The sequence below is a fragment of the Pseudomonas sp. BNK-7 genome (assembly GCF_048072025.1).
GTDB classification, from domain to species: domain Bacteria; phylum Pseudomonadota; class Gammaproteobacteria; order Pseudomonadales; family Pseudomonadaceae; genus Aquipseudomonas; species Aquipseudomonas danubii.
In genome coordinates this window covers 2133101-2153351 of sequence record NZ_CP182252.1, presented here as the reverse complement: position 1 = coordinate 2153351, position 20251 = coordinate 2133101, and the positions used below count along the sequence as shown (strand labels likewise).

At 63.2% G+C, this 20251-nt stretch carries 20 protein-coding genes and 1 pseudogene; 11 read left to right on the top strand and 10 right to left on the bottom strand.

The annotated features are described in order from the left end of the window. Positions 1-67 precede the first annotated feature (67 nt). The 3 genes from ACMGF8_RS09965 to fecA all read left to right on the top strand — a co-directional run bounded on the left by ACMGF8_RS09965 (position 68) and on the right by fecA (position 4045). The gene (locus ACMGF8_RS09965) at positions 68-577 is read left to right on the top strand and encodes a sigma-70 family RNA polymerase sigma factor (RefSeq protein WP_372342435.1); all 510 of its coding nucleotides are present in this window, start codon (positions 68-70) and stop codon (positions 575-577) included. Positions 578-585: 8 nt separating this feature from the next. Further along, positions 586-1551 (top strand): FecR domain-containing protein, encoded by a 966-nt coding sequence (locus ACMGF8_RS09960; RefSeq protein ID WP_250329090.1) that lies wholly within the window; start codon positions 586-588, stop codon positions 1549-1551. A 133-nt stretch (positions 1552-1684) separates the two neighbouring features. Further along, complete coding sequence (gene fecA, locus ACMGF8_RS09955; protein ID WP_416759454.1) at positions 1685-4045, top strand: TonB-dependent Fe(3+) dicitrate receptor FecA; 2361 nt, start codon at positions 1685-1687, stop codon at positions 4043-4045. Between the two features lie 67 nt (positions 4046-4112). Here fecA and ACMGF8_RS09950 read toward each other — a convergent pair whose 3' ends face one another. Both ACMGF8_RS09950 and ACMGF8_RS09945 read right to left on the bottom strand, forming a co-directional pair. After that, positions 4113-4520 (bottom strand): HPF/RaiA family ribosome-associated protein, encoded by a 408-nt coding sequence (locus ACMGF8_RS09950; RefSeq protein WP_416759452.1) that lies wholly within the window; start codon positions 4518-4520, stop codon positions 4113-4115. A 213-nt stretch (positions 4521-4733) separates the two neighbouring features. Beyond that, on the bottom strand, positions 4734-5681 hold the full coding sequence (locus tag ACMGF8_RS09945; protein WP_416759450.1) for a LysR substrate-binding domain-containing protein: 948 nt from the start codon (positions 5679-5681) through the stop codon (positions 4734-4736). A gap of 135 nt (positions 5682-5816) precedes the next feature. Here ACMGF8_RS09945 and ACMGF8_RS09940 point away from each other — a divergent pair, with 135 nt between their 5' ends. From ACMGF8_RS09940 to ACMGF8_RS09930, 3 genes are all read left to right on the top strand, one after another. Next, complete coding sequence (locus ACMGF8_RS09940; protein WP_416759448.1) at positions 5817-7193, top strand: L-serine ammonia-lyase; 1377 nt, start codon at positions 5817-5819, stop codon at positions 7191-7193. A gap of 63 nt (positions 7194-7256) precedes the next feature. Beyond that, positions 7257-8552 carry a serine/threonine transporter gene (locus ACMGF8_RS09935; RefSeq protein ID WP_102861205.1) on the top strand — a complete coding sequence of 432 codons (1296 nt, stop codon included), beginning with the start codon at positions 7257-7259 and terminating at the stop codon, positions 8550-8552. A 219-nt stretch (positions 8553-8771) separates the two neighbouring features. Continuing rightward, a complete protein-coding gene (locus ACMGF8_RS09930; RefSeq protein ID WP_102861204.1) occupies positions 8772-9089 on the top strand; it encodes a DUF3509 domain-containing protein in 318 nt (105 codons plus the stop codon). On the opposite strand, the gene ACMGF8_RS09925 is transcribed toward ACMGF8_RS09930, so the two are convergent. Then, positions 9086-9586, bottom strand: a complete 501-nt coding sequence (locus ACMGF8_RS09925; protein WP_102861203.1) for a phosphate-starvation-inducible protein PsiE — start codon at positions 9584-9586, stop codon at positions 9086-9088. The genes ACMGF8_RS09930 and ACMGF8_RS09925 overlap by 4 nt on opposite strands. 266 nt (positions 9587-9852) lie before the next feature. Between ACMGF8_RS09925 and ACMGF8_RS09920 the strand changes: the two are divergent. Continuing rightward, a pseudogene (locus tag ACMGF8_RS09920) lies at positions 9853-10107 on the top strand (YebG family protein); the annotation flags it as partial. A 177-nt stretch (positions 10108-10284) separates the two neighbouring features. Here ACMGF8_RS09920 and ACMGF8_RS09915 read toward each other — a convergent pair. The 3 genes from ACMGF8_RS09915 to ACMGF8_RS09905 form a co-directional block, all read right to left on the bottom strand. Next, positions 10285-10710 (bottom strand): hypothetical protein, encoded by a 426-nt coding sequence (locus ACMGF8_RS09915; protein WP_416759445.1) that lies wholly within the window; start codon positions 10708-10710, stop codon positions 10285-10287. Beyond that, positions 10707-10961 carry a hypothetical protein gene (locus ACMGF8_RS09910; protein ID WP_102861200.1) on the bottom strand — a complete coding sequence of 85 codons (255 nt, stop codon included), beginning with the start codon at positions 10959-10961 and terminating at the stop codon, positions 10707-10709. The genes ACMGF8_RS09915 and ACMGF8_RS09910 overlap by 4 nt, the downstream gene beginning before the upstream one ends. Before the next feature lie 110 nt (positions 10962-11071). Beyond that, entirely contained in the window at positions 11072-12091 is a 1020-nt protein-coding gene (locus tag ACMGF8_RS09905; RefSeq protein WP_102861199.1) for a Leu/Phe/Val dehydrogenase, read from the bottom strand. Between the two features lie 182 nt (positions 12092-12273). Between ACMGF8_RS09905 and ACMGF8_RS09900 the strand changes: the two genes are divergently transcribed. From ACMGF8_RS09900 to ACMGF8_RS09890, 3 genes are all read left to right on the top strand, one after another. Next, positions 12274-13077, top strand: a complete 804-nt coding sequence (locus tag ACMGF8_RS09900; RefSeq protein WP_102861198.1) for a SirB1 family protein — start codon at positions 12274-12276, stop codon at positions 13075-13077. A gap of 75 nt (positions 13078-13152) precedes the next feature. After that, positions 13153-13965: a class I SAM-dependent methyltransferase gene (locus ACMGF8_RS09895; RefSeq protein WP_416759442.1), complete on the top strand. Its 813-nt coding sequence runs from the start codon at positions 13153-13155 to the stop codon at positions 13963-13965. A gap of 56 nt (positions 13966-14021) precedes the next feature. Beyond that, complete coding sequence (locus tag ACMGF8_RS09890) at positions 14022-14489, top strand: GNAT family N-acetyltransferase (RefSeq protein WP_102861196.1); 468 nt, start codon at positions 14022-14024, stop codon at positions 14487-14489. A gap of 12 nt (positions 14490-14501) precedes the next feature. On the opposite strand, the gene ACMGF8_RS09885 is transcribed toward ACMGF8_RS09890, so the two are convergent. The 4 genes from ACMGF8_RS09885 to hmgA all read right to left on the bottom strand — a co-directional run bounded on the left by ACMGF8_RS09885 (position 14502) and on the right by hmgA (position 19273). Then, on the bottom strand, positions 14502-15872 hold the full coding sequence (locus ACMGF8_RS09885) for an MFS transporter (RefSeq protein WP_102861195.1): 1371 nt from the start codon (positions 15870-15872) through the stop codon (positions 14502-14504). A 138-nt stretch (positions 15873-16010) separates the two neighbouring features. Then, positions 16011-16649 (bottom strand): maleylacetoacetate isomerase, encoded by a 639-nt coding sequence (gene maiA / locus ACMGF8_RS09880; protein ID WP_102861194.1) that lies wholly within the window; start codon positions 16647-16649, stop codon positions 16011-16013. Positions 16650-16660: 11 nt separating this feature from the next. Next, complete coding sequence (fahA, locus tag ACMGF8_RS09875) at positions 16661-17965, bottom strand: fumarylacetoacetase (protein WP_416759439.1); 1305 nt, start codon at positions 17963-17965, stop codon at positions 16661-16663. A gap of 3 nt (positions 17966-17968) precedes the next feature. Continuing rightward, a complete protein-coding gene (hmgA, locus tag ACMGF8_RS09870; protein WP_060837587.1) occupies positions 17969-19273 on the bottom strand; it encodes a homogentisate 1,2-dioxygenase in 1305 nt (434 codons plus the stop codon). A 167-nt stretch (positions 19274-19440) separates the two neighbouring features. On the opposite strand from hmgA, the gene ACMGF8_RS09865 reads away from it, so the two are divergent. Continuing rightward, complete coding sequence (locus ACMGF8_RS09865; RefSeq protein ID WP_060837586.1) at positions 19441-20241, top strand: IclR family transcriptional regulator; 801 nt, start codon at positions 19441-19443, stop codon at positions 20239-20241. The last annotated feature ends 10 nt before the right edge of the window (positions 20242-20251 follow it).

Genomic DNA, 20251 nt, shown 5'->3' with positions numbered 1-20251 from the left:
GGGCTGATTGCCGAATGCCCTGTCGCAACACTACAATGCGAACAATTCTTGTTCTCTTATGCGCCTTATGGGTGCAGGAGCGTCCGACTTGTCCCATTGCGCTACCGTCGAAGGCCTCTATCAAGCCCATCACAGCTGGCTGAACACTTGGTTGCGGCGCCGGCTCGGCTGCCCGCACAGTGCCGCCGACCTGGCCCAGGACACCTTTATTCGTGTGCTCAGCGCCCGGGAAACACCAACCCTGATCGAGCCCCGGGCGTTTCTCACCACCATCGCCAAACGGGTGCTGTTCAACCACTACCGGCGCCAGGATCTGGAGCGGGCCTATCAGGAAACCCTGGCGCAGATGCCGGAACAGGTGGCCCCTTCCGAGGAGGAACGGGCCATCATCCTGCAGACCCTGATGGAGCTGGACGCCTTGCTCGACGGCCTGCCACGCCCGGTCAAGCGGGCCTTTCTGCTCTGTCAGCTCGATGGCCTGACCTACGGTCAGATTGCCGAGCAATTGAACATCTCCATCGCCACAGTCAAACGGCATCTGAACAAAGCCGCCATGCGTTGTTATTTCGCCCTGTGAGCACCTCGATGAATCCACACCTCAATGGCCAGCCCGACTTCAGCAACGCCGTGGCCGAACAGGCCGTGCACTGGCTGATCGAAATGCAAGGCGGCCCCTTGAGCCCGCGCCAGCAGGCGGCCTGGCAGCAATGGCACGACGCCCATAGCGAACACCAGCGAGCCTGGGCGCATATCCAAAGGGTCAATCAGCGCTTGCGCGGCTTGTCCTCGCCCCTGGCCCACGCGGCCTTGAATGCACCGAAATCCGCCAGCCGGCGCCAGGCCCTGAAGCTGTTGCTGATCCTCGGTGCCGGCTCGGCCGCCGCCTGGGGCCTGCGGGAACACAACCCGCTGCCGCCGCTGTTGGCGGACTACCGCAGCGCCGTGGGCCAGCGGCGCACCTTGCAACTGAGCGATGGCAGCCAGTTGCAGCTCAACACCCGCAGCGCGGTGGATGTGCGCTTCGATGGACAGCAACGGCTGATCCGCCTGCTGGAGGGCGAGATCATGCTCAGCGCCAGCCAGGACGCCCGGCCGCTGGTGGTACAGACCGCCCAGGGGCAGGTCCGCCCCGCTGCCGCACGAATCAACCTGCGCCAGTTCAAGGAGCACAGTCAGCTGGCGGTGTTTTCCGGAACGGTCAGTGTGACGCCTGCGCACTACAGCGCACTGCCGCCTCAGGTAGCGGCCGGACAACAACTGAATTTCACCCACAGCAGCTGGCAGCCGCCCCGAGCGCTGGATGCCGGCAGCGGTGCCTGGAGCGAAGGCATGCTGGTGGCGGCCCATATGCGCCTGGCGGATTTCCTCGACGAGTTGGGGCGCTACCGTCGTGGCCAGTTGAACTGCGATGCCCAGGTGGCGGACCTGCTGATCTCAGGCAGTTATCCCCTGGATGACAGCGAGCGGATTCTCGACCTGCTGGCCATCAGTCTGCCGGTCAGGGTGCGGCGTTTTACCCGCTATTGGGTCACGGTTGAGGCTCGGGCCTGATTGTCGGCAACCGCCATCCGTCGCTGGTTCTTTCGCTCAGGAAGATTTTTTCATGGCCGTTGAGCCGTTTTGCCCGGCTCGGGTGACAGAGAGGGAAAGCCACCTTGATTCCCCCTTCTCAGGATCGCCGTTCATGACCGAGCACCCCATCCGCCTCACACCCCTGGCCCGTACCCTGCGTCACCTGTTGCTGGGCGCCAGCCTGAGTCTTGCCAGCCTGCCCCAGGTCCTGGCCGCCACCACCGAGACCAAGCCTTACCACATTGCCCCGACCAGCCTGGAAAGCGCGCTGAACCAGTTCGGTCGTGAAGCCGGGGTACTGATCTCCTTCGGCTCAGAGGTCACCCGTGGTATGCAAAGTCGTGGCCTGGAAGGTAACTACAGCCCGGAACAGGGCCTCAAAGCCCTGCTACAAGGCACCGGCCTGCAAGCCCGGGCCGAGGGCCAGAATGCCTTCAGCCTGCAACCGGCCAACCCCGAGGCAACCCCGGCGTCGGTGCAGTTGGAGACCTCCAGCGTGGTTGGTGACTGGCTCGGCGATGCCCAGCAGAGCGATGTCTTCGAGCACCCCGGCGCGCGGGACGTGATTCGGCGGGAAGAGTTCGAGCGTCAAGGCGCGACCCAGGCCCGGGACGTACTCAATCGGATTCCCGGGGTCAATGCACCGGACAACAACGGCACCGGCAGCCACGACATGGCCCTGAACTTCGGCATTCGCGGCCTCAATCCGCGTCTGGCCTCGCGTTCCACGGTGCTGATGGACGGCATCCCGGTACCGTTCGCCCCCTACGGTCAGCCGCAACTGTCATTTGCCCCCATCAGCATGGGCAACATGGATGCCGTGGACGTGGTGCGTGGCGGCGGCGCCGTGCGCTACGGCCCGCAGAACGTCGGCGGCATCGTCAACTTCGTGACCCGGGCGATTCCCGATACGCCAACGGTCAAGGGCGGTTTTCAGACCGAGACCAGCCCCTCCTCCAGCCATGACGGTTTCAAGACCAGCGCCAACCTGCTGGCCGGCGGCACGGCCGACAACGGCCTGGGTGGCGCCCTGCTGTATTCCGGCACCCGCGGCGGCGACTGGCGCGAACACAGCGACACGCAGATCGACGACCTGATTCTCAAGGGCAAGTACCAGCTCGACGAGGCCAACAGCTTCAATGCCATGGCCCAGTACTACGAGGGTGAAGCGGACATGCCCGGCGGCCTGAGCGTGGCGGACTACAAGGCCGATCCGTATCAGTCCACTCGTCCCTATGACAAATTCTGGGGCCGGCGCACGATGTTCAATGTCGGCTATCACTATCAGGAAGATCGCCGGGAGTTCAGCGTAAACAGCTTCTTCACCAAGACCCTGCGCAGCGGCTACCTGGACCAGGGCAGCTTCCTCTCCCTGTCACCCCGCGAGTACTGGGTCCGTGGCCTGGAAACCCGCTTCGCCCAGGGCTTCGACCTGGGGGACAGCAGCCATGAAGTGGGCGTCGGCTACCGCTACATCAACGAAGCCGGGCATGAACTGCGCTATCGCACACCACTGACCGCCAATCAGCAACTGCCCACCAGCAACAGTCGCAACGACCGGGACACTCGTGGCGGCACCGAGGCCCACGCATTCTTCGTCGACGACCGGATCGATATCGGCAAGTGGACCCTGACCCCGGGCATCCGCTACGAGATGATCGAGTCCCAGCAGAGCAACAACCTCACCCACGTCAAATACCAGGGCGACTACAACACCGCGCTGCCGGCGCTGAATGTGCTGTATCACCTCAACGAGAGCTGGAACCTCTACGCCAACACCGAAGGCTCCTTCGGCAGCGTGCAATACAGCCAGATGCCCAACCGGGTGGCCAGCGGCGAGGTCAAACCGGAAAAGGCCCGCACCTGGGAACTGGGCACCCGCTATGACGATGGCAACCTGCGGGCGGAGATCGGCGCCTTCCTGATCAACTTCGACAATCAGTACGACAGCAACCAGACCAACGACACGGTGATCGCCCGGGGCGAAACCCGGCACCAGGGTATCGAGAGCAGCATCAACTATGCCCTGGACGGCCTCGATCCGGCGCTGGCCGGTTTCAATGTCTACGCCACCTATGCCTACGTCGATGCCACGATTCGTGAGGACGGTCCGAACAAGGGCAACCGCGTGCCCTTCTCCTCCAAGCACAAGGGCACCCTGGGGGTGAGCTACACCGAAGGTCCATGGAAGCTCAACCTCGACAGCAGCTACCAGAGCAGCCAGTTCGCCGACAACGCCAACACCTCGCGTGAAAGTGCCGACGGCAGCAACGGCCGCATCCCCGGCTACATGCTGTTCGGCACCCGTGCCGGCTACGACTTCGGCCCGCAATTGTCGGATCTGAATGTGGCGGTGGGCGTGAAGAACATCTTCAACCACCAGTACTTCACCCGCTCCTTCGATGACAACAACAAGGGCAAGTACGTGGGTGAGCCACGCACGCTCTATGTACAAACGTCAGTGGCGTTCTGACTTTTCTCGCCACAAAACAAAACGGGCCTGCAATGCAGGCCCGTGGGTTGGGGGAGAAACTCAGCCGTCAGCTATTGAGCGCGGCCTGTTGGTTTTCCAGGAATTCTTCTTCGAGCAGGGCATCCGCCTCGGTGCCGTCGCTGCTGGGCACGGCCGCCGCACGTTTGCCGCGCAATTTACCGAACATGTGCTCCAGGGCACTTTCCAGCTTGATGGTCGCACCATCAATGGCCTGTTCCAGGGTGCCGGCCTTGTGGGTCACGGAAATCGGCTGGTGACCTTTCGGACGGGCTTCCAGCTGGCAGCGCATATCGTCCGGACCTGACTTGCCACCGTTCTCGTCCCGCAGGTGGACCACGACCCGGGTCAGGTCTTCTTCGTAGCGTTCGAGCGTGCTTTCAACGGTGCTGCGCACCCACTCCTCCAACCGAAGGCTGCTTTGAATATGGTTATCGCTATGGACTTGGATTTGCATAGTTCTTCCCTTATTTCAGCTTGCTCGTAAGAGGGTCAAGGCAGGACGTTTGGACCTGCATTTCGTGACCTCTTGATTACACAATTAGGCACGGCGGCGAACATTTCAACCCCTTAAAAAAGATAAATATTCATACGCAAATAAAGCCGGACAAACTGCAAAGGCGCTGTTAAGGTCGGGAGTTAGCTCGATTCGGCTTCCTCGCTCAACCCCTCATAATTGACCCTCTCCCAGGGGGTGCAAGCCGCGAAAGATCTCCGCTTCTTCCACCAGCCAGTCATGCACCGCACGCACCCCCGGATGGCTCAGGGCGCCCGGTGCATAGAGCAGTACATAACGCTTGTGATTGGGCACCGCCAGGCCGAAAGGCACGATCAGGGTGCCGCGCTCCAGTTCGTCATTGAGCAGGGTGCGCCGGGCAATCGCCACGCCCATGCCGGCGATCGCCGCCTCGATGGTCAGGTGGTTGCGGTTGAAGGTGTGGCCACGACGCACATTCGCGCCTTCGAAGCCGATGGCATTGAGGTAGAACTCCCATTCAGCGTATTCAAAGCTGCCGCGCCAGGCGGTGATGTCGTGCAGCAGGGGGAAATGCGCCAGATCTGCCGGCCCGTGCAACGGCGGACGGCCCCGCAGCAGACTCGGCGCGCAGACCGGGAAGATCTGCTCATCCAGCAACGCAGTGGACTGCAAGCCGGGGTAGCTGCCGTCGTTCAGGTCGATGGCCAGGTCGAAGTCGCCTTCGTGCAAGGCCACGCTGCTGTCTTCGGCCACCAGCCGCAGCTGGATCTCCGGATAACGCTGCTGCAGCCGCGGCAGGCGCGGGGTCAGCCACTTGCCGAGAAACGAAGGGATCGAACGCAGACGCAGGGTGCCACTGATCATTCCCGCGTCCAGGCGCCGCAGTTCCGCATCGATGCTGCCGTAGGCCTCGCTCACCGTCAGCGCCAGCCGCTGGCCTTCGGCACTCAGTTCCACTCCCCGGGGCCGACGGTGAAACAGGCGCAGACCCAGGCGCTCTTCCAACTGGCGGATCTGCTGGCTGACCGCACCGGGGGTGATGTGCAGTTCTTCGGCACAGCGGGTAAAGGACAGGTGCCGCGCGGCACAGGAAAACACATGCAGCCAGACATAGGTCTGGGCATGAAACTGACGGCTCATCGTTTAGTCCTGCTAAAGGATCTCTTAGGAAGTTTCGTTGGTCAGTTCCGACCGACCCGGGCAGTATCGCCGACATTGCGCTTGGCCTACAAAAAATGGCAGCGATCCACCTTCCATTGCTTGTAAGGCTTTAGCATGGCTATCAGTGTTTTCGATCTTTTCAAAGTCGGTATCGGTCCCTCCAGTTCCCACACCGTGGGCCCGATGCGCGCCGCCGCCACCTTTGCCCAGGCACTGTTCGACCTGGGCCTGGAGGATCAGGTACAGCGGGTGCAGATCCGCCTTTACGGCTCGCTGTCGGCCACCGGTGTCGGCCATGCCACCGACCGCGCCAGCGTCATGGGGCTGATGGGCGAATGGCCCGACAGCATCGACCCGGGCAGCATCGGCCCACGCATCCAGCAACTGCGCGACAGCGGCCAATTGCTGCTGGGGGGGCGCACGAACATCGCCTTCGACTGGCAACAGGACCTGCTCCTGCTGGACCAAAGCCTGCCCTACCACCCCAACGCCATGTCCCTGACCGCCTCAGGCGAGCAAGGCACGCTGCTGGAACAGACCTACTACTCGGTAGGTGGTGGCTTCATCATCGAGGCCGCCCAGGTCGAGGCCGGAACTGAAGCCGGCGCCAGCGTCGAATTGCCTTACGACTTCAACAGCGCTGCTGAACTGCTGGCGCTGTGCAAGACCCACAAGCTGCGGGTCGGCGAGCTGATGCTGGCCAACGAAAGGGCTTGGCGTAACGACGCCGAAATCCGTAGCGGCCTGCTGCATATCTGGTCGGTGATGCGCGAATGCGTCGAACAGGGCCTGCGCCACGAAGGCATCCTGCCTGGCGGCCTCGATGTCCCCCGGCGCGCCGCCAAGCTGCACCGCAGCCTGCTGGAAATCGGCAAGCCGAATGTCATCACCTCGACCCTCTCGGCCATGGAGTGGGTCAACCTCTACGCCCTGGCGGTAAACGAGGAAAACGCCGCCGGCGGGCGCATGGTCACCGCTCCTACCAACGGTGCGGCGGGGATCATCCCGGCGGTGCTGCACTACTACATGAAGTTCAATCCCCAGGCCTCTGACGACGACGTCGTGAACTTTTTCCTCGGCGCCGCGGCCGTGGGCATCCTGTGCAAGAAGAACGCCTCCATCTCCGGCGCCGAAGTCGGCTGCCAGGGCGAAGTGGGCTCGGCCTGCGCCATGGCCGCAGCGGGTTTGGCGGAAGTCCTCGGCGCCACCCCCGAGCAACTGGAGAACGCCGCCGAGATCGGCCTGGAACACAACCTCGGCCTGACCTGCGACCCGGTGGGCGGGCTGGTGCAGGTGCCCTGCATCGAGCGCAACGCGATTGCCGCGGTGAAAGCGATCAACGCCACCCAGATGGCCCTGCGCGGCGACGGCAAACACTTCATTTCCCTGGACCGGGTGATCCGCACCATGCGCGATACCGGCGCCGACATGCATGACAAATACAAAGAAACTTCACGGGGCGGCCTGGCAGTGAGCTGGGTGGAATGCTGAGGAGCCTTCCCTGACCGTCCGTAACACGTGAGCCCGAGCAAAAATAATAACGAGGCGATACCGATGACCGATGTACCCACACCTGCTGCCGAAAATCCCGCAGTAGCCACACCCCGCGACACGGCGACAGCCCGGCAAGGCTGGAGCAAGCACGACACCACCTGGATGCTCGGCCTGTATGGCACCGCCATCGGCGCCGGCACCCTGTTCCTGCCGATCAACGCCGGGGTCGGTGGCTTCTGGCCATTGATCGTGCTGGCGCTGCTGGCCTTCCCCATGACCTTCTTTGCTCACCGCGGCCTGACCCGTTTCGTCCTCTCCGGGCGCTCCGGGGACATCACCGAGGTGGTGGAAGAACACTTCGGGGTCGGTGCCGGCAAGCTGATCACCCTGCTCTACTTCTTCGCCATCTTCCCGATCCTGCTGGTGTACAGCGTGGCCCTGACCAACACCCTGGGCAACTTCATGGAGCACCAGTTGCACATGACCCCGCCGCCTCGGGCGCTGCTGTCGCTGCTGCTGATCCTCGGCTTGATGGCCATCGTGCGGTGTGGCCAGGACGTGATCGTGCGGGCCATGAGCCTGCTGGTCTATCCGTTCGTCGCCGCCTTGCTGCTACTGGCCCTGAGCCTGATTCCCAACTGGAACGGCGCGTTCTTCGCCTCGGCCAGCGAGGGCATGCCCCTGCCGCTGTTCTTCAAGACCCTGTGGCTGGCGATTCCGGTGATGGTGTTCTCCTTCAACCATTCGCCGATCATCTCGGCCTTCGCCCTGGATCAGAAACGCCATTACGGCGCCCAGGCCGAACGCAAGAGCAGCGGCATCCTGGCCACGGCCCACGCCATGATGGTGCTGACGGTGATGTTCTTCTGCTTCAGCTGCGTGCTGGCCCTGTCGCCGGCGGACCTGGTGGCGGCCAAGGAACAGAACATCTCGATCCTGTCGTACCTGGCCAACCACTTCCAGACCCCGGTCATCGCCTACGCCGCACCGCTGATCGCCCTGGTGGCCATTACCAAGTCGTTCCTGGGCCACTACATCGGCGCCAGCGAAGGCTTTCAGGGGCTGATCGTAAAAAACCTGCGGGGGCGCTCGCTGTCGTCCACCCGCCTGGAAAAGATCACCGCGCTGTTCATGATCCTCACTTGCTGGGCCGTGGCCACCTTCAACCCGAGCATCCTGCACATTATCGAGACCATGGGCGGACCGGTGATCGCCTGCCTGCTGTTTTTGATGCCGATGTACGCGATCCAGCGGGTGCCTTCGCTGCGCCAGTATTCGGGCCAGCTGTCGAACCTGTTCGTGGTGCTGATCGGCCTGATCGCACTGTCTGCGATCATTTACTCGGTCGTGCCCTGAAACGGGCAGGAATAAAAAAAGCGGACCTTGTGGTCCGCTTTTTTGTCCCCGCAATCATTGCCCGGCGAGGTTCCCGGCATGCCCCTTGCTTTGTTCATCCTTGAGCAACACGGACGTAGGCAAACCTCGGCACACGACCGGCCAGCGGTCTGGAATCGCGAACTAATTCCGCGCCCTGCCAGTCAATGACTGCACGATCCAATCAGGCGGTGACGCATCATGGACAACCCATTTCAACTGATTACCGACACCTTCACCCCGGATTATCAGGTCAACCTGAGCATCCAGGGCCTGGACGGCAGCATCATGCTGACCTTGTCCCAGGCCGGCCGCGTGGTGGCCAAGCGCATGATCAGCGCAGCCCAGCGCAATGACCCGCAGCGCATCAAGCGCCTGGTGCAAAGCATTCAATTCGGCATCGCGATCGAGCAAGGCCACAGCGCCGTGGCCATCCTCGAAGCCATGACCAACGGCGACAGCCTCGCACTGCTGCCGTCCGCTGGCCATAAGCCCGCGCCCCAGGCCTTGCGTTTCTAGAGCTCGCCCTTCTCCACTTCCGGGTGCTCGCCGGAGCCCGCGCCGATCTTGCGTTGCGGATGCTCGATCTTCACCGAGGGAAACTGCGACGAGGCGTAGCGCACCACCAGAATGGCGAAGGCCAGCAGCAGGATGCCGCCACACAGGTAGATGATCCCCAGGTCTGGCGGGCTGTGGTGCGAGACGTTGGAAATCAGTAGCCGGGTCAGCGCGGTGATCGCCACGTAGATCAGGAAACGCACTGGCATATGGTTGGTCTTGAAGTAGATACCGACCATCGCCCCCAATTCCAGGTAGATGAACAACAGCAGGATGTCATCGATCTTGATGTGGCCTGCCTCGAGCATCTGCAGGAATTCCATCACCGCCGCCCAGGCAGTCACCGCGCCAATGGCGAACAGCGCCAGGTAATGGAACGACTCGACAAACAGGTTGCCCAGGGACTCGGCCAGTTGATGGACGTTCTGCCGCAGGTTCTCGGCCCAATTGATTTTCACGATGGTTCTTCCTTAGGTCGGTTCGACCGGATGATGCGGATTGGACGTGACGGTTGTTCTGCATGCAGAAAAAAGGCCAGGAGCCGTCAATGAGATGGTGGCCGCCCGCAACGAGGCACGGCCCCATCACAATCGACCCGGGAAAAAAATTCCGTCTACATTAAAAAGCCACTATCCAAGGGAAAAGGATTCGCCTATTCTCTCGACCTGTATATAGATACAGTATTTATACAGACCCATTATCGTGAAGGCATGTGAGGTGGTGAATGGCCGTCGAAGTGGTATACCGCAGCAGCCGAGATCTGGAGCGCTTGTTCATGGATAAAGCCGAAGCTGACCGTCATGACAAAATGCTCGAACTGGCTGAAGTGCTGGCGCAAGTGTTGCAAAAAGCCGTGCCGTCGCTGAGCGAGCAACAGGTGGAAGAAGCCGGGATCTACATGGCGAAGAACCGCGATGTATTCGCCAGGGCCTTCAAGAGCCAGCCGGATGCGTTGTCCGAATTGCTCAGCGCCCCCGCTCCCGCGCTGGAGGTGGTTGAAGCGCAGCAACCTGCTGAAGTCGAGGCGCCGACCAAACCGGCGAAAGCGGCCAAGGCAGCGAAATAGGCTTTACGCGAATTGAATAAGCTCTGTGTCCATGGCACAGGGCTTTTTTCATGTTTGCCGATCAAGGAGTGCCCTTGATGCAGCCGCCGGTCAAACGACTGCCGCGCCTTTCGGCTCGGGCAAATCGATCAGGTTGCGACGCAATATCGCAGTGATCTTGCCTATGAAAATCACGGGCAAATCGGTCGCGCCTCCATACAGGTCGACCATTCCAACTTCAACCGCGCTGTCGACGAGACTGGAGAACGCCTCGATATCTTCAGGCGCTATCAAAGCAACAAGGCTTTGTGGCAAATCATCCCCTCGACCATTCAATGCCAGTTGCGCTCCGGCCCTGTCCCAGGCCAGTAAACGATCTTTTTCCGGGTAGTCCTCAAGGTGCTTTAACAAGTCATCTACAGCAGGATGAGCAATACCTTTGCTCAGGCAGTAAGCCTCCAGGCACGCCGCAGCGTACAACTGCAGGTCCCTGACAGAACACCCGATCAATGGTTGGTCGGTATGGGCCTGGGTCATGGCGCAACCTCCCACACCCTGCAGCCTGGGGAGCAGTATCCGGACGCTATATCCATGGCTTCCAGGATTCTGTCTTCAAGTTCTGCAGATGCGTCATGCCTGAGCGACGCCAGATAGTTGTACACCGCCTGCGCGCCAACGCCCCAGTCCCGGCACCGCTCAAGAAGCTGGCGTATCGATTGAATATCCGCACCTTTGCGCAACAGCGAGGACAACTGCTCATCCAGGCCACTATCCAGCACTTGAGGCATCGTCGAATTCACTCCTTGTCGTTGGCCTGCGAGGGTTCAGGCTCAGCCCGGCAACCTTTCCCGGGCCCTGATACTACAGAGGGCAAGCCAAAGGGATAAGACACAGCTACCTAACGGTACAGCACCCGCTCCGCCAGTTCGTCCGCGACCCGCGCCGGGGAGCGTTTTTCCGCCTGGGCGTGGGCGAAGATCTCCGTCAGCCGCAGGCTGATCTTCGACAGGTGCGCGGTGATCACCGGAAGCTGCTCATTGCGATGCTTGAGGGACACATAGATCAGGCCACCCGAATTGATCACGTAGTCCGGCGCATAGAGAATCCCGCGCCGCTCCAGTTGATCGGCCACTTGCAGGTTGGTCAGTTGATTGTTGGCCGAACCGGCCACCGCCGCGCAGCGCAACTGGGCCACGCTGAGGCTGTTGAGCACGGCGCCAAGGCCGCAAGGGGCGAGAATGTCGCAAGGGGTGCTGAGCAACGAATCGTTGGCGACGGGATGCGCCCCGAGTTGCTCCATGGCCAACTGCACCTTGCCGGCATCAATGTCGCTGACCAGCAGCTCGGCACCGGCGGCGTGCAGTTGCTCGGCCAGGGCAAAGCCGACGTTGCCCAGGCCCTGGATCGCCACCCGCAGGCCTTCCAGGTTGTCGCTGCCCAGGCGGGCCATGGCGGTGCTGCGAATCCCGGCGAATACGCCCATGGCGGTGTGGGGCGACGGGTCTCCGGCGGCGCTGGTGCTGGTGACGTAGCGGGTCTGCTGAGCGATGCAGTCCATGTCGGCCACCGAGGTGCCGCTGTCGATGGCGGTGATGTAGCGCCCGTCCAGTTGCTCGATGCAACGGCCAAAGGCCTCGAACAGCGCCGCGCGGTTTTCCACATGGGCCGGACGGATGATCACCGCGGTACCGCCGCCTTGAGGCAAGCCGGCCAGGGCCGCCTTGTAGCTCATGCCCTGGGCCAGTCGCGCAGCGTCTTCCACGGCACTGGTGGTGTCGGGATAGGCCAGATAACGGCAACCGCCCAGGGCGGGCCCCAGGCGGTTGTTGTGGATGGCGATCACTGCCTTCAACCCGGTGCTGGGGTCGACGCTGAGGTGCAGCGATTCAAGGCGAGTGCTGTGCATGAGAGCGAACATCGACGGGCTCCCGAATCACTTCTTGTAGTCGCCAGTATAGGCTTGCGCCTGGAATTTGCTGCGCCAGGCTGGAATAAGCCGCAGGCTTTTGCAGGCATTGGGAAATAACCTGCTACCACCTGTGTCAGCACTGGACGAACCTGCGCCACGAGGCTAAAACGAGGCATCCGTCGGAGGTTGAGATGAACCCGCGCCAAGCCTTTTTCGCCTGCCTGCACCGCTCGCCACCAGCCCTGCTGGAAGCGGCCCTGTGGATTGCCGCCGAGCATGCACCAAAACTTGTGCCCGAGCGTCACTTGGAAGCCTTCAAGGAGATCCAGCTGCAGATCGGCAGCAGCCTGCCTCATCTACCGCCGAACGAACTGGGCCAGCCACTGTTGCGACGGATGAACGACCTGGGCTTCCAGCAGGACGAGCACCTGCCTCTGCGCCCCCAGGCGGCGCTGATGGACAAGGTCCTGGAATCGCGCCGCGGGCAACCCCTGGCCCTGGCCCTGATTGCCCTGGAGCTGGCACAACGGTTGCAGATTCCCCTGGTGGGGGTGAACTTCCCCGGGCACTTTCTGCTGCGGGTGCCCGGCGCCGACCATCTGCTCGATCCCTGCGGCGGACGCCGACTGTACCCCGCCGACTGCCGGGAACTGCTGCAACGCCAGTACGGCGCCCATATCAAGCTCAGTGCCGAACACCTGGCCAATGCCGAGCCGCTGCAGATGTTCCAGCGCCTGTCGCGCAATCTGCGCCAGTTGCACCTGTCCTACGACGACAACCTGGCGGCCCTGATCAATGCCGAGCGCGTGCTGGAACTGGGCAACGGCAGCGCCGCCGACTACCTGGCCCGGGCCAGCCTCTATCAACGCCTGGAGTGCCCGAATGCCGAGCGCTTCGACCTGGAACACGCCTTGCTGCTCAGCGACGACCCGATCCAGCGCCTGCGCCTGACCGAGCGCCTGGGGCATCTGCCGCCCAACAACATCGTCCATTGAGAGCTGGGCACTGCCTGCGTGCGACAATCACCCGCGCGCCACCTCCGCTCACCGCTTGCATCAAGGATGAACAGCATGAACAGTGCCGAACGCTTTCTTCAGGACTTTCACCAGCGCCGCCCCGGCACCACGCCACCGGCCTTTTCCGGGTTGAGCCTGCCGGGACGCGGTTCCTCCTACGACATGCTGGCCGCCACACTGGCCGCCGCTCGGCCCGGCGCGCAACTACTGGACCTGGGCTGCGGCGACGGTTTCCTGCTGGATCTGCTCGCCAGGCAGTATCCCGCGGCGCGATTGGTCGGTGTGGATATGAGCACCACCGAACTGCAGGCTGCACGCGCCCGTCTCGGGGAGCGCAGTATGTTGCTCAATGAGCGTGCCCAGTCCCTGTCCCTGGCCACCGATAGCGTCGACGCTGTGGTCTCGCACCTGGCGCTGATGCTCATGAGCGATATCGAACAGGTACTGGCCGAAGTGCATCGAGTCCTGGTCCGGGGTGGACAACTCTCAGCCATCGTCGGCCGCAGCTTTCTCCTGGGCGAACCGGGCCAGCGCTACTTGCAGGCCTTTCGTGCCGCCGCCCAACGCGACCGGCTAGCGCCCCTGCCTCTGGTGGACCCACGTACCCAGTCCCCGAGTGGCTGGCAAGAACTGTTGGCGCGCCATTACCGTGACGTGCAATTCGAAGAGCTGGACCTTGAATGGACCCCCACCTTCGAGGAGTTCTGGAACTCCCTGGGGGAAACCTACGACCTTGACCGTCTGACGCCCGCCACCTGCACACTGATGAAGGACGAACTGCACGGGGCCATGCAACCCTTGCTGCGGACGGACGGCACGCTGCTGACCGGCTGGGGGCTGCTGCTGATCCAGGCCAGGGCCGCATGACAGCCCCACCCGAGCTCAGGCAGGATGCTCGGCTCACTCCACGGAACGGGCGCAGCATGCTGATCAGAAAAGCTCATGGCGGCGACGCGCAACGGGTCTTCGACATTCGTAACCAAGCCATCAACCACCAGTGCCGCGGCCACTACCCCGACGCCGACTTGCAGGTATGGACCGCCGGCAGCCTGGCGGACTACTTCATCGAAGTGGTGGAAAACACCGGCTACGTGGCCGTCATCGACGACCAGGTAACCGCCAGCGGCCTGCTCGACCTGGAGACCGGACAGGTCGACGCGGTGTTCGTCGACCCGCCCTACATGGGCCAGGGGATTGGCCGGCAGATGATGGCCTACCTTGAGGAACGGGCACTGCAAGCCGGGCTGCCGCACCTGATCCTGGACTCGACCTTGAACGCCGCCCACTTCTATCGTCAGTGCGGTTTCGTCGGCGAGCGGATCGCCCAGTACCAGTCGCCCCGGGGCCTGACTCTGGCCTGCGTGCCGATGATCAAGCACCTGGCACGCTGAACCGACAGCACATCAGGACTTGAGCGGTGCCTGCAGCTCGGGTGCCACTCCCGCCCCCCCTGCGGGAGCCTCGGACGGCGAGCGCACCTGGATGATCAGCAAGGCCGCCAGTACCGCCGGAATCGCGCAGAAGAAGAAAATCTGCTGCACCGGGATATGCATCGCCAACAGCAGGCTGCCGAACAAGGGCCCGAGGATCGAACCGAAGCGCCCCACCCCCAGCGCCCAGCCAGTGCCGGTGGCGCGCACCTGAGCCGGATAGAAATTGCTGGCGAAGGCGTTGAGGGTCAGCTGGCCGCCGATAATGCAAAAACCGGCGGCGAACACGAACACCACCAGATAACGCGGGTTGTCGTGATTCAGGCCGAGCAACACCGTGCACAGGGCCGCGGCGCCGAGCACGGCCGCCAGCAAGCGCACCTTGCGCTTGAGGCGGTCGGCGAACCAGGCCATGCAGATCGCCCCCAGGGTGCCGGCGAAGAGGAACATCGAGGTCACCAGATTGGCCTGTTTCAGGGCCAGGCCACTTTCCAGCAGCAAGGTCGGCAACCAACTGATCATGAAGTACAGGAGGATCAGGCTGACAAAAAACGTCGACCAGATCAGCAGCGTTGGCCGCGCATAGCCCTGGCGGAACAGCTCCAGCACCGTGAGCTTGCTGCCTGCCGGTGCTTCAGTGGCGTCGCTGACAACCGGCGGTGGCTGCCAGTCCGGGAGCATCTGCGCAGTGACCTTGCGCAAGCGCGCATAAGGCGGCGCATCGCGCAGCAAGCGCGGCAGGGATTCGGGCAGGCGCCAGACCAGGAACGGAAACAGCAACAACGGCGTGATCCCACCGGCCAGGAACACCGCCTCCCAACCGAAGCGGTCGATGAAACCGGCAGCGACAAAACCACCGGCAGCGCCACCGAACGAGAAACCGCAGGCGGCCAAGGTCACCATCAAGGTGCGCAAGCGTGGCGGCGAATACTCGGACATCAGGGCCATGGCGCTGGGCATGGCGCCGCCCATGCCAATCCCGCAGATAAAGCGCGCGGCCATCAGGCTGTCGAGGGAATTGGCGAACACCATCAGCACCGTCAGGCTGGCGTAGATCAGCACGCAACCGAGCAGAATCCGTCGCACCCCGAACCGGTCTGCCAGAGGTGTCACTGCCAGAGAGCCGAGAGTCAAGCCCAGCAGGTTGGCGCTGAACACCGGGCCGAAGGCGGACTTTTCCAGGCCCCAGTCCTGGGCCAGGGCCGGCACCACATAACCCAGGACCTGGGCATCGTAGCCGTCAGTGACCAGCAGCAAGGCGAGAAGCAACAGGAGCAACCACTGATAGCGGGACACCGGGCGGGCGTCGAGCGCAGCACGAAAGCTGGCAATCTGATTTTGCATCGCAAGGTACCTGTTCGTTTTTTATGGTTATGAGCAGCAGTGTTGCGCAGGTCACAGGCGGTGACCGCTCAAGCCCCGTTGCGGGGCCCGGTTGATACGGATGCCACGCTGCCCCGCACACCGGGGCAGCGTGCAGGCTCAGGCCGGGGTGTCCGGCTGGTTGGCCGGGTGCGCAGCCTGGAACGCCGGGTGCGCCGCAGCCAGGGCTGCGACTCGGAGAATCCGTGGATACTCATCCAGAGATACCTTGAAGCGCTCGGCGGCATACAGCTGGGGAATCAGGAACACATCGGCCAGCCCCGGCTCATCGCCGAAACAGAAGCCGTGGTCACCGATCAGTTGTTCCAGGGCGGCCAGGCCCTGGCTGATCCAGTGGTCGATCCACACCAGCAACTGTTCTTCCTCATGCCCCCACTCGCGCAGCAGATTGAGGGTGCTGGAGTTATGCAGCGGATGGACGTCGCAGCCGATGATCGCCGCCACCGCCCGTTCCCGGGCACGGCTGGCCAGGTCCTCGGACAGCAGCGGCACCTGTGGATAACGTTCCTCCAGGTACTCGATGATCGCCAGGGACTGGATCAGCAGGTCGCCGTCATCGGTGCGCAGGGCCGGTACCCGTCCCTGGGGATTGATCTCCAGGTACTCCGGCTGGCGGTTGGCGCCGCCCTTGGGCACCAGCAGGTTGACCGGGATGGCCTGGAACTCCAGGCCCTTGAGGGCCAGGGCAATCCGCACCCGATAGGAGGCGGTGGAACGGTAGTAGGTATAGAGCTGCATGGGGCTCTCCCTTAACGTGCCGGTTGGACCGTGCCCCGGCATTCGCCGAAGCCGATGGAGGCGAAACCTTCGCGGCGGCAACGCCCGCGCAGGATGATTTCATCGCCGTCTTCGAGGAACTTGCGCACCTCGCCGGAAGCCAGCTCGATGGGCTTCTTGCCGCCTTCGGTGATCTCCAGCAGGCTGCCGAACTGACCGCTCTGCGGACCGGACAAGGTGCCCGAACCAAACAGGTCACCCGCCTGCAACTGGCAACCGTTGACGCTGTGGTGCGCCACCATCTGCGCCACGGTCCAGTACATGTACTGGGTGTTGCTCAGGGTCAGGCGGTGGGCCGGCAAGCCCTGCTCGCGCATGGCCTGGGTGATCAGCAGCACTTCCAGCTCGATGTCGAAGCCGCCAGCGGCCTGATCGCGCTTGTCCAGCAGATAAGGCAAGGGTTGCGGGTCGCCTTCAGGACGCTGGGGCTGGGCCTGGCGGAACGGCTCCAGGGCTTCGGCGGTCACCACCCAGGGCGAAATGCTGGTGATGAAGCTCTTCGACAGGAACGGCCCCAGCGGCTGGTATTCCCAGGCCTGGATATCCCGCGCCGACCAGTCGTTGAGCAGACAGAAACCGGCAATGTGCTCGGCGGCGTCGCCAATCGCGATGGGCTCGCCCATCTCGTTGCCCTGGCCAATCCAGATGCCCAGTTCCAGTTCATAGTCCAGGCGTGCGCAGGGGCCGAAGGTCGGCTCGCTCTGCCCGGCCGGCAGGGTCTGGCCCTTGGGCCGGCGCACATCGGCACCGGAGACGCGGATGGTCGAGGCGCGACCGTGGTAGCCGATGGGCACGTACTTGTAGTTGGGCAACAGGGGGTTGTCGGGACGAAACAGCTTGCCGACGTTCTGCGCGTGCTCGATGCCGACATAGAAGTCGGTGTAGTCATTGATCTTGGCCGGCAGGTGCATCTGACAGTCCGCCGCCAGGGGCAGCAGCTTCGCGCCCAGGGCTTGGATCTTGTCGCGCAGGCTGCTGCCCTCGCCCAGCAGTTCCAGCAGGCGCTCACGCAGGGCGACGCGGGCCGGACGGCCAAGCTGGAAGAAAGCGTTCAACTGACCACCACGGGCGGCTTGCACCGCGGCCTTGGCCTGGCCTTCGAACAGGCCGGCCTCCAGCGCCGCTTCCAGGTCGAAAATCTGTTCGCCAATGGCAACGCCACTGCGGGGCGCCGAACCCTGGGTGCTGAAGACCCCCAGGGGCAGGTTCTGCAACGGGAAGTCGGGGTGACCGTTGGCGGACTCGACCCAGCTACGGGTGATGGTGGGCAAGGTCATGGGTTATCTCCGATTCGGGTTGAAGGTGACGGGCAGCGAGGCCCAGCAAGCATCGTAGTCGTTCTGCAGCTCCGGGCATTCCAGGGCGAACTGGCTCGGGCGCAGCACCTGGCTGGTTTCGAACATGAAGGCCATGGTGTTATCGATCTTGGCCGGCTGCAGCTCGACGTTGATCGCCTTGGTGCAGGTTTCGCCGTCCGGGCCGTGGGCGCTCATGCAGCTGTGCAGCGACGCCCCGCCGGGCAGGAAGCCTTCGGCCTTGGCATCGTAGGCGCCCTGGATCAGGCCCATGAACTCGTTCATCAGGTTGCGGTGGAACCACGGTGGACGGAAGGTGTTCTCGGCCACCATCCAGCGTGGCGGGAAGATCACGAAATCCAGGTTGGCCAGGCCCGGCACGCTGGTGGGCGAGGTCAAGACGGTGAAGATCGACGGGTCCGGGTGGTCGAAGCTGACCGTGCCGATGGTGTTGAAACGGCGCAGGTCGTATTTGTACGGCACGTTGTTGCCGTGCCAGGCGACGACGTTCAGCGGCGAGTGGTCGAGCTCGCAGCCCCAGAGTTCGCCGAGGTATTTCTGGATGAGCGTGGTGGGCTGGCGCAGGTCTTCGTAATGGGCCACCGGCGCCAGGAAGTCGCGAGGGTTGGCCAGGCCGTTGCTGCCAATGGGTCCGAGGTCCGGCAGGCGCAATGGCGCACCGTGGTTCTCGGCGACATAGCCACGGGCTTGCGGGTCCAGCAGCTCGACGCGGAATTTCAGGCCGCGAGGCAGCACGGCGATTTCCAGCGGCTCCAGCTGCAGCACACCCAACTCGGTGACGATGCGCAGGCGGCCCAGTTCTGGCACCAGCAGCAACTCGCCATCGGCGTTGAAGAACACCCGCTCCATCGAGCGGTTGGCGCGGTAGTGATAGACGCTGATACCGGCCGGATGCTGCGCTGCCGAGTTGGCCACCATGGCCACCAGGCCGTCGATGAAGTCGGTGGGCTCGCCTGGAATCTGCAAGGGGCTCCAGCGCAGGCGGTTGGGGGTGACTTCACCCAACGGGCCGCCTGCCAGTTGCCGCGCCAGCTTGGCAAAAGCCGGGTGCTTGGCCGAAGGCTGGATGCGGTACATCCAGGTGCGCCGGGCTTCGCTGCGGGTCATGGTGAAGGCGGTGCCGGAAAACAGTTCGGCGTACAGGCCGTACGGGGCTTTTTGCGGGGAGTTCTGGCCGACGGGCAGTGCGCCCGGCAGGGCTTCGCTGGCGAATTCATTGCCGAAGCCCGATTGGTAGCTGAGGGCCGACGCCGAAGAATCGAGGTTCATGGAGCCTCCTGGAAGTTGGAATAGGCAGGGGCCCACCACTCCTTCACAAGAGTTATCGGCACGCCTGGGTTATTTTTATCGTAATCCAATTACGCATAACGTAATTTGATTGCCTATGAGCGTCAAGCTATAAAGACCGCCACTTGTCACGGGACCCCGACACCTCCATGGAAAAGCCGCGCAGCACCAGCGACAGCACCGGTAAACAGAAAGTCCGCTCGGCCGAAGTCGGCACCGACATCCTCAAGGCCCTGGCCGAACTGTCACCGGCCACTTCTCTTTCGCGCCTGGCCGAACACGTGCAGATGCCGGCGAGCAAGGTGCACCGTTATCTGCAGGCGTTGATCGCCAGCGGTTTTGCCGAGCAGAACACCGCCACCAATCATTACGGCCTGGGTCGTGAAGCCTTGCGGGTGGGGCTGGCGGCCCTGGGCAGCATGGATGTGTTGAAAGTGGGCGCCCTGCCCCTGGCGGAACTGCGGGACGAATTGAACGAAACCTGCTTCCTCGCGGTGTGGGGCAATCAGGGCGCGACCGTGGTGCACATCGAGCCGGCGGTGCGAGCGGTGACCGTGGTCACTCAATTGGGCTCGGTACTGCCCCTGCTCAGCTCATCCACCGGGCTGGTGTTCAACGCCTACCTGCCACAACGGGAAACCCTCGATCTGCGTCAGCAGGAACTGGCCGGCAGCGAGCCCCATGCACTGGCCGACCCCCAGGTTCACGACGCACTGGCGCAGCAGATTCGCCAGCGCGGCCTGCACCATGTCCACGGCCTGCTGATGCCCGGGGTCGATGCGCTGTCGGCCCCGGTGTTCGATGCCACCGGCAAGATCGCCGCCGTGCTGACCGTGGTGGGACCGACTTCGCTGTTTCACGCCGATGAACATGGGCCGGCGGCCCAGCGCCTGCTGGCGGCCAGCGCCGCCGTGAGCTGGCGCATGGGTTATCAGCCGCAGCCCGAGTAACCGCCCCCCC

Coding starts and splice junctions, on each gene's coding strand:
- ACMGF8_RS09935 (WP_102861205.1), top strand. CDS start 7,257: ATGACCGATGTACCCACACCTGCTGCCGAAAATCCCGCAGTAGCCACA.
- ACMGF8_RS09890 (WP_102861196.1), top strand. CDS start 14,022: ATGCTGATCAGAAAAGCTCATGGCGGCGACGCGCAACGGGTCTTCGAC.
- maiA (WP_102861194.1), bottom strand. CDS start 16,649: ATGCAGCTCTATACCTACTACCGTTCCACCGCCTCCTATCGGGTGCGG.
- ACMGF8_RS09950 (WP_416759452.1), bottom strand. CDS start 4,520: ATGCAAATCCAAGTCCATAGCGATAACCATATTCAAAGCAGCCTTCGG.
- ACMGF8_RS09905 (WP_102861199.1), bottom strand. CDS start 12,091: ATGTTCGCTCTCATGCACAGCACTCGCCTTGAATCGCTGCACCTCAGC.
- fecA (WP_416759454.1), top strand. CDS start 1,685: ATGACCGAGCACCCCATCCGCCTCACACCCCTGGCCCGTACCCTGCGT.
- ACMGF8_RS09945 (WP_416759450.1), bottom strand. CDS start 5,681: ATGAGCCGTCAGTTTCATGCCCAGACCTATGTCTGGCTGCATGTGTTT.
- ACMGF8_RS09915 (WP_416759445.1), bottom strand. CDS start 10,710: ATGACCCAGGCCCATACCGACCAACCATTGATCGGGTGTTCTGTCAGG.
- ACMGF8_RS09940 (WP_416759448.1), top strand. CDS start 5,817: ATGGCTATCAGTGTTTTCGATCTTTTCAAAGTCGGTATCGGTCCCTCC.
- fahA (WP_416759439.1), bottom strand. CDS start 17,965: ATGACCTTGCCCACCATCACCCGTAGCTGGGTCGAGTCCGCCAACGGT.
- ACMGF8_RS09930 (WP_102861204.1), top strand. CDS start 8,772: ATGGACAACCCATTTCAACTGATTACCGACACCTTCACCCCGGATTAT.
- ACMGF8_RS09965 (WP_372342435.1), top strand. CDS start 68: ATGGGTGCAGGAGCGTCCGACTTGTCCCATTGCGCTACCGTCGAAGGC.
- ACMGF8_RS09960 (WP_250329090.1), top strand. CDS start 586: ATGAATCCACACCTCAATGGCCAGCCCGACTTCAGCAACGCCGTGGCC.
- ACMGF8_RS09900 (WP_102861198.1), top strand. CDS start 12,274: ATGAACCCGCGCCAAGCCTTTTTCGCCTGCCTGCACCGCTCGCCACCA.
- hmgA (WP_060837587.1), bottom strand. CDS start 19,273: ATGAACCTCGATTCTTCGGCGTCGGCCCTCAGCTACCAATCGGGCTTC.
- ACMGF8_RS09865 (WP_060837586.1), top strand. CDS start 19,441: ATGGAAAAGCCGCGCAGCACCAGCGACAGCACCGGTAAACAGAAAGTC.
- ACMGF8_RS09885 (WP_102861195.1), bottom strand. CDS start 15,872: ATGCAAAATCAGATTGCCAGCTTTCGTGCTGCGCTCGACGCCCGCCCG.
- ACMGF8_RS09895 (WP_416759442.1), top strand. CDS start 13,153: ATGAACAGTGCCGAACGCTTTCTTCAGGACTTTCACCAGCGCCGCCCC.
- ACMGF8_RS09910 (WP_102861200.1), bottom strand. CDS start 10,961: ATGCCTCAAGTGCTGGATAGTGGCCTGGATGAGCAGTTGTCCTCGCTG.